Here is a 12,265-nt window from a genome sequence, read left to right as displayed (position 1 = left end):
TCGTCTCTTCCGAGCGGTCTACTCGGCTGCTTCAGCCACGGTGAGTTTCGCGGCCTTGGCCTTTGCGAGCTTATTCGTCGCCTTCCTGATGCGCGAAGCAGCTTCTTTGGCCTTGTCGCCTTCCATCGTTTCCCGCTTGAGCACTTCGTTCTCGACGAGCGCCACAAGGTTCTCGTTTGCAACTTTGATGTCCGGGAACAGCCTGCGAATTTCCCTTCGTAGGACTGAAATTACCGGCTCCGATCGAACGATCGCCGACACCGTGTATTTGTTGAAGAGCTGCGCCTGCTGGTGGAATACGTCCATCGCATCTATTGCCAAGCCCTCTTTGGCAAATAGGAACATCTGCTCGAGGTGATCCTCGTTCCTTGCGTTCAATTCAGTGAACGCCACCCGGCAGACCTCTTCGTGGCTGATTTGATTGGCCACGTAGAGTCGCACCAGACGCCACTCGATCGCATTGGTAAGGATTACCCAATGTATTCCCTGATGAGCGCCGTAATCTATCACTTGCCTTAGATGGCTGTCCGCCAGCACGCTGCCGGCAGACTTGACCTCGATAAGCAACCGGAGGTGCCCACCAATTTTGATGGCCAGGTCGCAGTAAGTCCCCTTGATCTGATGTTCAGACGTCAGCTCATCATATTTGTCATAGCCAAAAACATCCGCAAGTATGTCCTTGACCAGCGTGACTGTATCCGCCTCTGCAACGTCTGCCTTCTGCTGCCCCAACGCTATTCGCTAATATTTTTTTAGACCCGGCGCAATGCGCTCAACGAACTTCTTCGGAAGCTTAGTCAATTTCCCACCCCTCCCTCTGAATAGCGTGGATTTGAGGCCCAAATTACTTGAATGACAAGCGCAAATATGGGTTAGAGATTACCGTTGGTCGGCACGGAGCCGGTGGCCGATACCATGGCCGCGCTGAAAGCTGGCAGCCTGGAGGTCCGGGCGCTGCAGAAGTATTTTTGAAGGTAACAAGTGGGCGTTATTGTAGAAGCTCTGAATTCGCTACTTACAGTGGCCAACGCTATGAATCTCATTGGCGTTGCAATCTCAAGTGCGTTCGCGGCTTATTTCGGAGCCTGGGGCGCGCAGAAGCTAATACTTCGCGCCCAAGAAGTCAGCGAAATACGAGCGACGTCCAATCTAATTAGCTCGTCGCAGATCTTTGGTTACACCATTCTTAACGCTGCCCTAATATTCAAAAAACAGCATGGCGTTGAGTTAAAGGAAAAGTATGAGCAAGACCTACGCTCAGGCAGCAATATTGGCGGGGCCAACATTGTCCATTTGAGGATGGACCTTAGGACCCTTCCGCTTCCTCGATTTCCATTGAATCAAGCCGAAACACTATTCTTCGAGAAGGTTCAACTATCTGGAAGAGCGGCCGCAGCTGCGGCAACGGTTCTTCAATCAATCGAACTTCTACGCGAAGCGGTTGAATTAAGAAATTCGTTAATTGAAGAAATAAGACATTCCAGCTTGTCGGAACCAGAGAAGATCGCAATCTATCTTGCACTACCCACCCCAAAGGGACATGATGAACGCTATAAAAACGTCGTTGACGCCATAAGTTCGTATTGCGACGATGTAATATTTTTTGCCTTAATTTTAGATTTTGATCTTCAAAAGAAGAATAATGACCTCCTATTGATCTCGCGCAAGGCACAAAAGTTAACTCGCCCAGCAGCCACGAAGTGGCGGCACGAGATAATAGATAGGCTTGTTCCTAGTCCTGACTACTACAGGGAATGGCTGGATGGTTATCCAGATGATGAAATCCCCCCCATACTAACGTTGCGCAAATCAAGCGACGCAACTTAGCGAGCCATATTCCCTTGCGGTTGGCATCTGACAAAACACGATGGCACACAAATCCATATTGATCGACCGAAGCCGCATCATGCTGATCAAATCTCCGCTCATCGACAATGCGAAAAAGGGGGATGAAACTCACCGTGCATTCGACATAACCAATTGAATCTTCCGCCGAAACAAGCACACACGTAACTTTTTCATCCTCCTGTTCAGCACCTCCCGCATAATCACTCGCATCGGCCTCACCGGGAACACGGGTCATGAACCGGATGAGCGTGGAGGGCGACGATGTCCGGGCTGGTGGCGTTAACGGTGGCGCTGCTGGATGATGAATCCCCAAGTCCGGGCCCAGGGTGTGGCTGGCCGCGCGAATGCGGAGGCGAACAAACCCAGGCAAGAGCATCGAACGGGCGGTCGCGGAGACCGCAGATTTACTTAAACGAGCGCGTTTCCCGACCGCCCGTCTTCCCAGTTCTTCAAAAGAGCCAGACGGTGAAAACCGGGCGTGGCAATGAATAGGTGCGTTCTTCGAGACTCGCCCTGCGGGCGAGCACCTCAGAATGAGGGAGGTTGGCGCGGCACCTCAGAATGAGGGATGTCGGCGCCAACGGCAGCCCTCATGGTGAGGGTGAGGAGTGGTGCGCGGAGCGCACGAAAAGCCAATGATTTGGCTGTTTCGAATGACGAACGTCCGGAGCCATAGCGGAGGGCCGGCAGGCGCCGCCCCGATCTGAATGCGGGAGGCTGGCGCAACAAACCTTCGCGGCTATGGCGGCTTATGTCTGGGATGCGAACAGGGCTACAGTGGCTGCGACAGGAGAACACCGCATGGAACCCCACGAAATCTCTCTCGTCCCGCCGCAGATCGTCGCCGACAACGCCGCCAAGGGGCTTGCCCTGCGCGCCAAATTCGGGCGGGGCGGAACCGAGATCGGGGTGGGCCGCGCGCAGGAGCTGGTCGCGCGGCGCGCATTGCAGCCCTCCACCATCCGCCGCATGGTGAGCTTCTTCGCCCGCCACGAGGTCGACAAGCGCGCGAAAAATTTCGGCAACGAGGAAAATCCCTCGGCCGGCTATGTCGCCTGGCTTCTTTGGGGCGGCGATGAGGGCCGCGCCTGGGCAATCGAGCTAAAGAAGGTGATCGGCAATGCGCCTGACATCTGAAGGCGCCTCCGTCGGGCGTGGCGATGAATAGCTGCGTTCTTCGAGGCTCGCCCTGCGGGCTCGCACCTCAGAATGAGGGAGGTTGGCGTTGGGGCGCTACCCCTCCAGCGGCACGCGGCGCATGCCGAGCCTTTCATAGAGCCTTACGGCGTTGCGGTTTTCGAGCGTGTGGGTTTTGAGGTCGACATGGGCCGCGCCGCGCGCGTGGAAGGCCCAAAAGACCTGCCACAGCAGCGCCTCGCCCAGCCCCAGCCGGCGCGCGTCGGGTCGCACGGCAAGGTCTTTCAGATAGGCGCTGGTCCAGCATTGCGCGGCTGCCGCAAGCCTGCCTTCGGCGTCGAACACCAGAAAGCACAGCGCGGGGTCGAATTCCTCGTCGGTCGAGAGCTTTTGCCACCAGGCATCGAAGGCCTCGTCCCGGCGCTCCGAAAAAACTTCCGTCAGCAGCGCATGCAGGCAGACCGCATCGGCCAAGGACAAAAGTGTGCGCGAGACAAAACCGGCGGGCCAGACGGGCGACTGCAATGCGCCGCCGAGATCGCGGCGCAGCCTTATCACCTGGTCCTCGGGTGGAGCGCCCGCCTCAAGCATCGCCGCTCCCCTGAGGAAGCGGATGCTGCGAAATGGGCGCGAACCGGATCAGGCGGCGCCCGCGGCTACGGGCTTTTCCGGGGCTGCGGTCGGCACCGGCGCCGTGGTCGGCGTGATCACCGGCAGGTCGTCCGGGCCGGGTGCAGCCGGAGCCGGCGGGAACTGGCCCTTCATCGAGGCCGGGATGACCTCCGACGTCGGCGGGAATTCGACCGTCGCCGCAACCGGTATGGCTGCCGTCTGCTGCTCCTCGCCGGGGCTGCGCATGCGGTGGCGATCGCTGCTGAGGCCGGCGGCGCCCAGAAGGCCCATGCGCTTGGCGTCGTAATAATAGCCGCGCTGATAGAGCCGGTCGGCGCGCTCGGGGTCGCCCTTGGCCACCAGGAAGGCGCCGCGCAGATATTTCACCGAGTATTTGAGGTTGGTCTCGGCATCCAGCAGGCCGCGCGCCGGGCCGTCATAGCCCATGCCGCGCGCGGTGGAATGCTTGATCTGCATGAGACCCCAGTGGCCGCGATTGTAGGCCGAGGGGTTGAAGGTGCTCTCGCGCTTGACCACGCGGCGCACCAGATCCGCCGGCACTTCGTAGATGGCGGCGTATTTCTGGATCAGCGGCTCGATCTCGGCCGGGGCGGCTGGACCGGTATCGGCGGTGGCATAGGCGCTGGCCGGCATCATGGGCTCCAGCGAGGCGACCTGCGTGCCCGCCTTTTGCGGCGTGGTCAGCATGGGATCGCCCGGCCGCGTCGGCGGCGGCAGCTGGCCCTCGGGCAGCGCGCCAGTCGCGTCGGCCACCAGCGGCACCGGCGCGCCTTCGACCGGCGCATAGGAGCTGGGCAGCACGGCAACCGTTTCGGGCAGCGGAAAATCGGCGCTCTGTTCGTCGACAGGGGCGGTGTTCAGCGCAAGATCGGGCGCCGTGCCATTGCCGGTGGAGGTGCAGGCCGACAGGCACGCCGCAGACAGCGCAACGCCGACAGCCATGAAAATTCGCAATTTGGGCAAGCCCGCTCTCACTGCAATTGTCAAAAAATACCCGTCCCCACAGTCAAATCAATTACATGAGCCGCCCCCTCTGGGCAACACGACGGGTTAAGATTGCAATAACGCTACCGATCAACACCTGTTTCAATCCGTAAGGAAAGTGTTTGTTCTCTATTTGTACACGTCGATTAACCGTGATATAAACGCCCCTCGGACCGGATAGCGACAGATGTCTTCTCCCCTTCCCTATCATCTCTTCGAAACGCCGCTGGGCTGGATCGGCATCGCCTGGAGCGAGCGCGGCCTGACCCGTCTGCAACTGCCCGAGCGCGACCGCGCTGCTACCGAACGACGGCTGCTGGCCACGCTGCCCGGCTCCGAACGTGGAGAGCCGGTCGAGCGGCGCGACGAAGAGCTTCCGGCGAAAATTGCCGAGACGGTTGCCCTGCTGCGGCGCTATGCGGCGGGCGAGACGATCGATTTTTCCAGCGTCGCGGTCGATCTGGGCAATGCCGACGATTTCCGCCTCGCCATCTATGATGCCGCGCGGCATCTCGGTTTCGGCGAGACGACCACCTATGGCGAGCTGGCGAACCGGGCCGGCCATGCCGGCTTGGCGCGCGAGACCGGCCAGGCGCTCGGCCGCAACCCGGTGCCTATCGTGGTGCCCTGCCATCGCATCGTTGCCGCCGGCGGCAAGATCGGCGGCTTCTCGGCGCCCGGCGGCTCATTGACGAAGGAGAAGCTGCTCGAGCTCGAGGGCGTGCGCGTCGGCCCGCCGCCGCCCGCGCAGGGTTCGTTCGGGTTCTAGATCTTAGGCTTGCGCGGCAGCTTGGGGCGGCGTTCGGTCTCGACCGTGCGGCATTCGCGCACCGGGCAGGCCTTGCGATCGGCGGTCGGCACCAGGGTGGTTTCGGCGCGCTCGTTGCTCTTGCAGTACTGGCGGTCGCGCACATAGCGGTCGTGACGCTGCGCCGAGGGGTCACGCGGCGAGCGATAGCGCAGGATCACAGCCCCTTCCCGATCGATGGCCGACTGCACCTGTCCGCAGCTCATGTTCGTTGAATCGTAACGGGAAATCGCCTGCGCCTGATAGGCCACCAGCGACAGGCAAAGAGCGAGCAACAGACGTTTCACCACTATCTCCATGAAGAGTCGGGGCAGTACCCACCCGACCTGCCCGCGGTATGGCGAGAAATGGCCGGAAGAATGGCAAGATGGAGACCCTCCTTACAAAACGACGAACTGTTGCGCCAGCGTCCCTCTTGTGCTCAGCCGAACGACCTCCTATATCGGGACCGTTGATATTTCGGCCGATTGCTCGGTACTCTCGCGAAGATTTTTTCGCGTTTGCTGATGTCTATCTCCTAAATCTCGATACAACGACTGGATTTCGGCATCGGTATCCAGTCAAACTACCCAGCGAACGAAGGAAGAATACTAGTATGGCAACCGGCACCGTTAAGTGGTTCAACGCAACCAAAGGTTTCGGATTCATCCAGCCTGACGCAGGCGGCGCGGACATTTTCGTCCACATCTCCGCTGTTGAACGCGCTGGCATGTCCACCCTGGCCGAAGGCCAGAAGGTCAATTTCGAGATCGAGCAGGATCGCCGCACCGGCCGTTCGGCTGCTGGATCTCTCTCCAAGGCCGGCTGATTTTAAGGCGCGCCCGACCCTCGGGTCGAAGCGCGCGGCAAGTCACGGATGTACTGGCGGCCGCGCGTGAAGCGCGCCGGAAGTCAAGGGCGGGAGCTCGACGCGGCAGATTGCCGCCGAACCCGGCCGACGAACTCCAGATCAGCCCTTTGGGGCACGGAAGGCGGGGTATACCCCGCCTTTTTGCTGTCTGGATTTCATTGCGCCTTCGCCGCCGGCAACTATGCCGCAGGCAGCGTTATGGCAGCCAATCGATCGGCACGTGGCCGGGATCGTTGCGCACGCGGTCCAGCCACGCCGACACTGCCGGGTAGGCCGAAAGATTGAAACCTCCGTCGCCCGCCACGTGGGTGTAGGCATAGAGCGCGATGTCGGCGACGCTCATCGCATTGCCTGCGAAGAAGGCGTTTGCCGCGAGGTGTTTTTCCATCACGCCCAACGCCTTGTTGCCCCGCTCCAGTGTTGACGCCAGCCTTTCCGGCGTCGCGTCCTTGGCGCGCTCGGGGAAAATCGTCAGCGCACGACGGACGGCGATGTAGGGCTCGTGGCTGTACTGCTCGAAGAACAACCACTGATAGGCAAGCGCTCGCTCATAGCTGTCAGCCGGCAGCAGCCGCGTCCATTCGGCCAGATGCAGCAGCATCGCATTGGACTCGGCGAGCAGCCGCCCGTCCGGCAGCTCCATGAGGGGCACCATGCCGTTCGGATTCTTGGCCAGATACTCGGCCGATCGCGTGCCCCCGTTCTGGGAACTCACTTCGATATGCTCGAATGGCTGGCCGAGTTTGGCCAAGAGAAGTCGCGGCTTGTAGCAGTTGCCGCTACCGGTCATGCCGTAGATCTTGATCATGCGGGCCCCCGTCAAATGAAGCTGAAAAGGCATAACGCCCGCGGCCTGCGTGATCCAACGATTTGTTTTGGCCGACCCTCCACGGCAAGTGATGGTTCAGCGCCGAAACGAAACCACGTTCTGTCCGACGCCGAGCAAGGCGGCTATCGAGAGCGGCGCCTCGTCGAAGGCGCAGCCGGCTGCCACCGGCTCGGCGAGAAAATCGCCCTGGAAATGATCGGCCCCGGCCTCCAGCGCAATGCGCAGCCGATGCGCCGTTTCGATGCCGCCGATCAAAACCTTCGCGCCATGGCTGCGCATCACCGATATCATCGGCCCCAGGAGCCGCGCGGTCGGCTCGTTGCAGATCTTGCGGAACCAGGCGCTTTCGATCCGCACCACATCGGCCTTGGCCTCGGCCGGCAGTGTGCGATCCGCGCCAAATGAACCGGCAAGCCGCACGCCCTTCCAGCGCAGTTCCTCGATACCGTCCCAGAAATCGTCGCCCGCTTGGGCAGAGGAAGAAACCTCGCAGACCAGCTTTTCAGGACCGAGCACGACGTCTTCACAACCCACCGCATATCGCTCGGAGAGCAACGACAGCACTGATGTCCCGCCGCAAGGATCGCAGTCGACATGGAGGTCGAGCCCGGCAATGCCGGTATGCCCATAGTTGTGCAGCTGGACCGCAAGACCCAGCGCCGAGACGAACCCTTGGACCTCGGGCGTGCACTCCGATCTGAATGCGTCTGTCGCGACCGGCTGCCCAAGCAGGCACGGCACCGACATGCCCTGCAGGCCCGTCAGGAGAAGCGCGCCGCCGGCTCGCGAAAAGATCGGCTGGTAAAAACTCTTGAGTCGAAAGGACCCGAAGACGCCGCAAGCTATGTCGAACTCGTCTACGACAAGCGATTCGCTGAGCGCCCCGATCGATTTCATGACGAGCTCTTCCGCCCGGATTGGCGGTGCTGGCGCGGCGCGGTTTCGCGCGCCGGCATCGAAGCATGGCCGACCTGTGCCACGCCGCGACCAAAACTCGGAGAGACGATCTCAGGTCGTGCCAGGACAAAACCCTGCACCATGGCGGCACCTGACTTTTCGGCAAGCTCGAGCTGCCAGCCTTCCTCGATACCTTCGAACACGGTCATGATGCCCTGCTCGGCGAATTTTTCGACCATGGCGGTCAGCATTGCAAAGCCGGCACCGCTCGCCATCATCCGCCCGATCCACTGCGCGTCGAACTTGACGATGTCCGGGCGCAGCGCCTTGACGCGTTTGATGTCGGATTCTTCCGTTCCGTAGTCGTCGATGGCGATCCTCAAGCCATTGGCCCGCAGCGCGTCGACGAAAGCGCGCAGCGTTGCCAGCGAGGCGGCCTTCTGCTCAGTCACTTCGCATACGACGCGTCGCGGATCGATGCCGGCCTCGTGCATCACCTGGCGCATGTCCTGCAGCGCACTGTCGGACACCGACCGCTCGGTGAAAAGCGAGGGGTCGAAATTGACGAAGATCGTCGTTTCCTGGGAGAGGCACGAAGCAGCGTTGAACAGATGCAGCGTACGCGTCAGCGTCTCGACCGCCAGCCGCTCCGCCGCAACGATGGCATTGAAGAATATGCCCGGCGAGATCCGCTCGCCGCCCAGGGACGGGCGGATCAATCCTTCATAGGCAACGATCCGGGGCTTGCCATCGGGCTGGAAGGCAAAGATCGGCTGAAACGCCGTCTCCAACACGAACGCACCCCAAGTGGCCGTGGAGGTTCCGTCGTCCCGTCTGACGATCTGGCCGGGTCCGACATTGCGCGACACGATACTGTTTGCTCCGGATTGACGAACAAGAATGCCATGTGAAGGTTTTATTGCACGTTAACGCATGCGTGGCTTGCGCGGGCGTTGATGAGGCGTAGGCTTGCGCGAAATATCCGAACCGTTGCCCACGCAACCCTTGCGAATTGGCCCGCAATCCGACATGACATGCGCGGCCAAATCCCAGGCCGCCCATGAAACGGAGATGAAAAGTCATGGCCTTTCTTGCCGACGCCCTTTCCCGCGTGAAGCCTTCTGCCACGATCGCTGTCACCCAGAAAGCCCGCGAGCTGAAAGCGAAAGGCCGTGACGTGATCGGCCTGGGCGCAGGCGAGCCGGATTTCGATACCCCGGATAATATCAAGAATGCGGCGATCGAAGCGATCCGCCGCGGCGAGACCAAGTATCCGCCGGTTTCGGGCATTGCTCCGCTGCGCGAGGCAATCGCCAAGAAGTTCAAGCGCGAGAACAATCTCGACTACAAGCCCGAGCAGACCATCGTCGGCACCGGCGGCAAGCAGATCCTGTTCAACGCCTTCATGGCGACGCTGAACCCCGGCGACGAGGTCGTCATTCCGACCCCCTACTGGGTGAGCTATCCGGAGATGGTGCTGCTGTGCGGCGGCACCCCTACCTTCGCCGCGACCACGGCCGCAAACGGCTTCAAGGTGACCGGGGCTGCGCTCGAGAAGGCGATCACCCCGCGCACCAAGTGGCTGGTGCTGAACTCGCCGTCCAACCCCTCGGGCGCGGCCTACACCGAGGCCGAGCTGCGCGAGATCGCTGACGTGCTGCTCAAGCATCCGCAGGTGTGGGTGCTGACCGACGACATGTACGAGCACCTGACCTATGGCGATTTCGTCTTCAAGACCATCGCCGAGGTCGAGCCGCAGCTCTACAGCCGCACGCTCACCATGAACGGCGTGTCGAAGGCCTATGCCATGACCGGCTGGCGCATTGGCTACGCCGCAGGCCCCATCGAGCTGATCAAGGCCATGGACATGATCCAGGGCCAGCAGACCTCGGGTGCCTGCACCATCGCCCAGTGGGCTTCGGTCGAGGCACTGAACGGCCCGCAGGACTTCATTGCCAAGAACAAGGCGATCTTCCAGGCACGCCGCGACCTCGTGGTGTCGATGCTCAACCAGGCGCGCGGCATCTCCTGCCCCTCGCCTGAAGGCGCGTTCTACGTCTACCCGTCCTGCGCGGATCTGATCGGCAAGAAGGCCCCGTCCGGCAAGGTGATCGACGGCGACGAGACCTTCTGCTCAGAGCTGCTCGAAGCCGAGGGCGTGGCTGTGGTGTTCGGCTCGGCCTTCGGCCTTGGCCCGAACTTCCGCATTTCCTACGCGACGTCGGAAACGCTGCTTGAGGAAGCCTGCACACGCATCCAGCGCTTCACGGCCTCCCTGTCCTGATCCGACAGTTTTTTCCCTGACACGAAAAACCCGGCGTTTCCGCCGGGTTTTTTTTATTTAACGCCATGAAAAGAAACCGGCGACCTATGCCGCCGGCCCAAAATGGTCAGGCCTCGAGCCAGCACTTGGTCAGCGCGTGGCTGCCCATCAGTTCGCCATTCGGATCGTCGACCCAGCCGCCGACCTTTTCGCTGGTGGCGTCGACGTAGTTGTTGAACATCGGGATGATCACGCCGCCCTCGTCGCGCAGCATCACGCCCGCCTGGCGATAGATCTCCTTGCGCTTTGTCTGGTCGAGTTCGGCGCGTGCAGTGAAGATCAGCTTGTCGAAGTCCTCGCGGAAGAAGCGGGTGTCGTTCCACTCGGCCTTCGACAGATAGGCGATCGAATAGACCTGGTCCTGCGTCGGCCTACCGGTCCAGTAGGACATGGAGAAGGGCTGCTTGTTCCACACTTCCGACCAGTAGCCGTCGCCGGGCTCGCGCTTCACCTCGATGTTGATGCCGGCCTTGGCCGCCTGCTGCTGGTAGAGCTGGGCGGCATCGACCGCGCCGGGGAACGCCACGTCCGAAGTGCGCAGCAGCACCGGCCCGTCATGGCCCGACTTCTTGAAGTGGAATTTCGCCTTGTCGGGATCGTATTTGCGCTGCTCGATGTCGTCCGAAAACAGCGCATAGGCGGCGGTCACCGGCATGTCGTTGCCGACCGAGCCGTAGCCGCCAAGGATCTTCTGCACCATTTCCTCGCGGTCGACGGCGTATTTCAGCGCCAGCCTGAGGTCGTTGTTGTCGAAGGGCGCGGTGTTGCAATGGGCGATGAAGACGTAGTGTCCCTTGCCCGGCACGTTGCGGATCTGCACGCCCGGCACGCGCTTGAGCATCTCGATGATCTTCGGCTCGATGCGGTTGATCATGTGCACCTGCCCGCCCTGCAGAGCCGACATGCGCGCGGTGGAGTCGTTGATCACCACGATCTCGATCTGGTCGGCATGACCGCGTGCCTCAGGCGCCCAATAGTCCTTGAAGCGCTCGCCGACATGGCGCACGCCCGGTTCGTTGGCGACGACCTTGTAGGGGCCGGTGCCGATGCCGGCAGTCGGATCGTCCTTGCCGCCGTTCGGCTGGATCATCAGGTGATAGTCGCCGACGACGTAAGGCAGGTCGGCATTGGCCTCCTTCAGCACAATGACGACATTGCCGCCATCGACCTTGACGCTCTCGAAGCCGCTGACGAAGGGCAGCGCCGCGGATTTGGAATTCTCGTCCGCATGGCGCTCCAGCGTCGCCACCACGTCGGCCGGCGTCAGCTCCTTGCCGTTGTGGAACGTCACACCCTTGCGGATCTTGAAAGTCCAGGTCTTGGCGTCGGCCGACGCGTCATATTCCTCGGCAATGCGCGGCTCGATCTGGCCGGTCGGCGAGACTTCCAGCAGTTGCTCGCCCCAGCAGCGGCCGAGCGTGTAAGGCACCTGGCTCGCCCAGCTGCCTGGATCGAGGCTGTTGGTGGACTCGCCGCCCACCATGCCGGCCTTGAGCACGCCGCCCTTGACCGGGCCTGCAGCGCGCGCGGCGCCGCCGATCAGCGTGTTGGCGAACGCCGCGGTCACGCCAAGCGCTGCGGCGCGGCCGAGAAAGTCGCGCCGCGACAGGCGTCCGCGCACGACTTCGCGGCTCAAAAATTCGAGTTCATTGGACATGCTTGGTTTCTCCTCCTTGATGGGGTCGACTGTTGTCGTCGTTGTTCCCGTCATTGGCGATATTGGCTGCCGCAACGGCAACCTCACGGAGCCGCATGCGACATCGGATGCCGCAAACGGCACGAACGCACAGGACCGTTCCAGCACCCCGGAGCACCCGCCGCATCGTCTCAAACACGTGCTCATTCTGCTTGCCCTGCGCTTCCACCCGTGTGACGATGCCGCTACGGCAGGACGAACCGGTTCTGCCTCGCGACGGCCGGAGGGGGCCGGCCGCCGCCTCGGTGTTCACGCATCAG

General features: G+C 61.5%; 13 protein-coding genes. 5 read left to right on the top strand and 8 right to left on the bottom strand.

What is annotated here, in order from left to right:
* Nucleotides 1–18: 18 nt before the first annotated feature.
* Complete coding sequence (locus C7I85_RS20615) at nt 19–732, bottom strand: type I restriction enzyme HsdR N-terminal domain-containing protein (protein WP_106725897.1); 714 nt, start codon at nt 730–732, stop codon at nt 19–21.
* Between the two features lie 249 nt (nt 733–981).
* Here C7I85_RS20615 and C7I85_RS30590 point away from each other — a divergent pair, with 249 nt between their 5' ends.
* Nucleotides 982–1,827 carry a hypothetical protein gene (locus C7I85_RS30590; protein WP_146148906.1) on the top strand — a complete coding sequence of 282 codons (846 nt, stop codon included), beginning with the start codon at nt 982–984 and terminating at the stop codon, nt 1,825–1,827.
* 822 nt (nt 1,828–2,649) lie between these two features.
* Complete coding sequence (locus C7I85_RS20610) at nt 2,650–2,985, top strand: hypothetical protein (RefSeq protein ID WP_106725896.1); 336 nt, start codon at nt 2,650–2,652, stop codon at nt 2,983–2,985.
* 96 nt (nt 2,986–3,081) lie between these two features.
* Here the strand turns inward: C7I85_RS20610 and C7I85_RS20605 are convergent, their stop codons facing one another.
* Together C7I85_RS20605 and C7I85_RS20600 are read right to left on the bottom strand one after the other, a co-directional pair.
* Entirely contained in the window at nt 3,082–3,576 is a 495-nt protein-coding gene (locus tag C7I85_RS20605) for a GNAT family N-acetyltransferase (protein ID WP_106725895.1), read from the bottom strand.
* A 48-nt stretch (nt 3,577–3,624) separates the two neighbouring features.
* Nucleotides 3,625–4,560: a lytic transglycosylase domain-containing protein gene (locus C7I85_RS20600; RefSeq protein WP_106725894.1), complete on the bottom strand. Its 936-nt coding sequence runs from the start codon at nt 4,558–4,560 to the stop codon at nt 3,625–3,627.
* A gap of 229 nt (nt 4,561–4,789) precedes the next feature.
* Here C7I85_RS20600 and C7I85_RS20595 point away from each other — a divergent pair, with 229 nt between their 5' ends.
* The gene (locus tag C7I85_RS20595) at nt 4,790–5,371 is read left to right on the top strand and encodes a methylated-DNA--[protein]-cysteine S-methyltransferase (RefSeq protein WP_106725893.1); all 582 of its coding nucleotides are present in this window, start codon (nt 4,790–4,792) and stop codon (nt 5,369–5,371) included.
* Here the strand turns inward: C7I85_RS20595 and C7I85_RS20590 are convergent.
* Nucleotides 5,368–5,697 carry a hypothetical protein gene (locus C7I85_RS20590; protein ID WP_245445025.1) on the bottom strand — a complete coding sequence of 110 codons (330 nt, stop codon included), beginning with the start codon at nt 5,695–5,697 and terminating at the stop codon, nt 5,368–5,370. The two genes, C7I85_RS20595 and C7I85_RS20590, sit on opposite strands and share 4 nt — an antisense overlap.
* A 308-nt stretch (nt 5,698–6,005) precedes the next feature.
* On the opposite strand from C7I85_RS20590, the gene C7I85_RS20585 reads away from it, so the two are divergent.
* The gene (locus tag C7I85_RS20585) at nt 6,006–6,218 is read left to right on the top strand and encodes a cold-shock protein (protein WP_106725891.1); all 213 of its coding nucleotides are present in this window, start codon (nt 6,006–6,008) and stop codon (nt 6,216–6,218) included.
* A gap of 238 nt (nt 6,219–6,456) precedes the next feature.
* Here C7I85_RS20585 and C7I85_RS20580 read toward each other — a convergent pair whose 3' ends face one another.
* The 3 genes from C7I85_RS20580 to C7I85_RS20570 all read right to left on the bottom strand — a co-directional run bounded on the left by C7I85_RS20580 (nt 6,457) and on the right by C7I85_RS20570 (nt 8,855).
* Nucleotides 6,457–7,068, bottom strand: a complete 612-nt coding sequence (locus C7I85_RS20580) for a glutathione S-transferase family protein (RefSeq protein WP_181257238.1) — start codon at nt 7,066–7,068, stop codon at nt 6,457–6,459.
* A 96-nt stretch (nt 7,069–7,164) separates the two neighbouring features.
* Nucleotides 7,165–7,986, bottom strand: a complete 822-nt coding sequence (locus tag C7I85_RS20575; protein ID WP_106725890.1) for an EAL domain-containing protein — start codon at nt 7,984–7,986, stop codon at nt 7,165–7,167.
* Nucleotides 7,983–8,855: an EAL domain-containing protein gene (locus C7I85_RS20570; protein ID WP_106725889.1), complete on the bottom strand. Its 873-nt coding sequence runs from the start codon at nt 8,853–8,855 to the stop codon at nt 7,983–7,985. The genes C7I85_RS20575 and C7I85_RS20570 overlap by 4 nt, the downstream gene beginning before the upstream one ends.
* A 212-nt stretch (nt 8,856–9,067) precedes the next feature.
* On the opposite strand from C7I85_RS20570, the gene C7I85_RS20565 reads away from it, so the two are divergent.
* Nucleotides 9,068–10,270: a pyridoxal phosphate-dependent aminotransferase gene (locus C7I85_RS20565; RefSeq protein ID WP_106725888.1), complete on the top strand. Its 1,203-nt coding sequence runs from the start codon at nt 9,068–9,070 to the stop codon at nt 10,268–10,270.
* Between the two features lie 106 nt (nt 10,271–10,376).
* On the opposite strand, the gene C7I85_RS20560 is transcribed toward C7I85_RS20565, so the two are convergent.
* A complete protein-coding gene (locus tag C7I85_RS20560) occupies nt 10,377–11,966 on the bottom strand; it encodes an ABC transporter substrate-binding protein (RefSeq protein WP_106725887.1) in 1,590 nt (529 codons plus the stop codon).
* Nucleotides 11,967–12,265 lie beyond the last annotated feature (299 nt).

It is taken from the genome of Pseudaminobacter soli (ex Li et al. 2025), from assembly GCF_003012705.1.
Taxonomy (GTDB): Bacteria; Pseudomonadota; Alphaproteobacteria; order Rhizobiales; family Rhizobiaceae; genus Pseudaminobacter; species Pseudaminobacter soli.
Note: the sequence above shows the minus strand (reverse complement) of the source record. Positions and strands in the feature narration are given on the sequence as shown.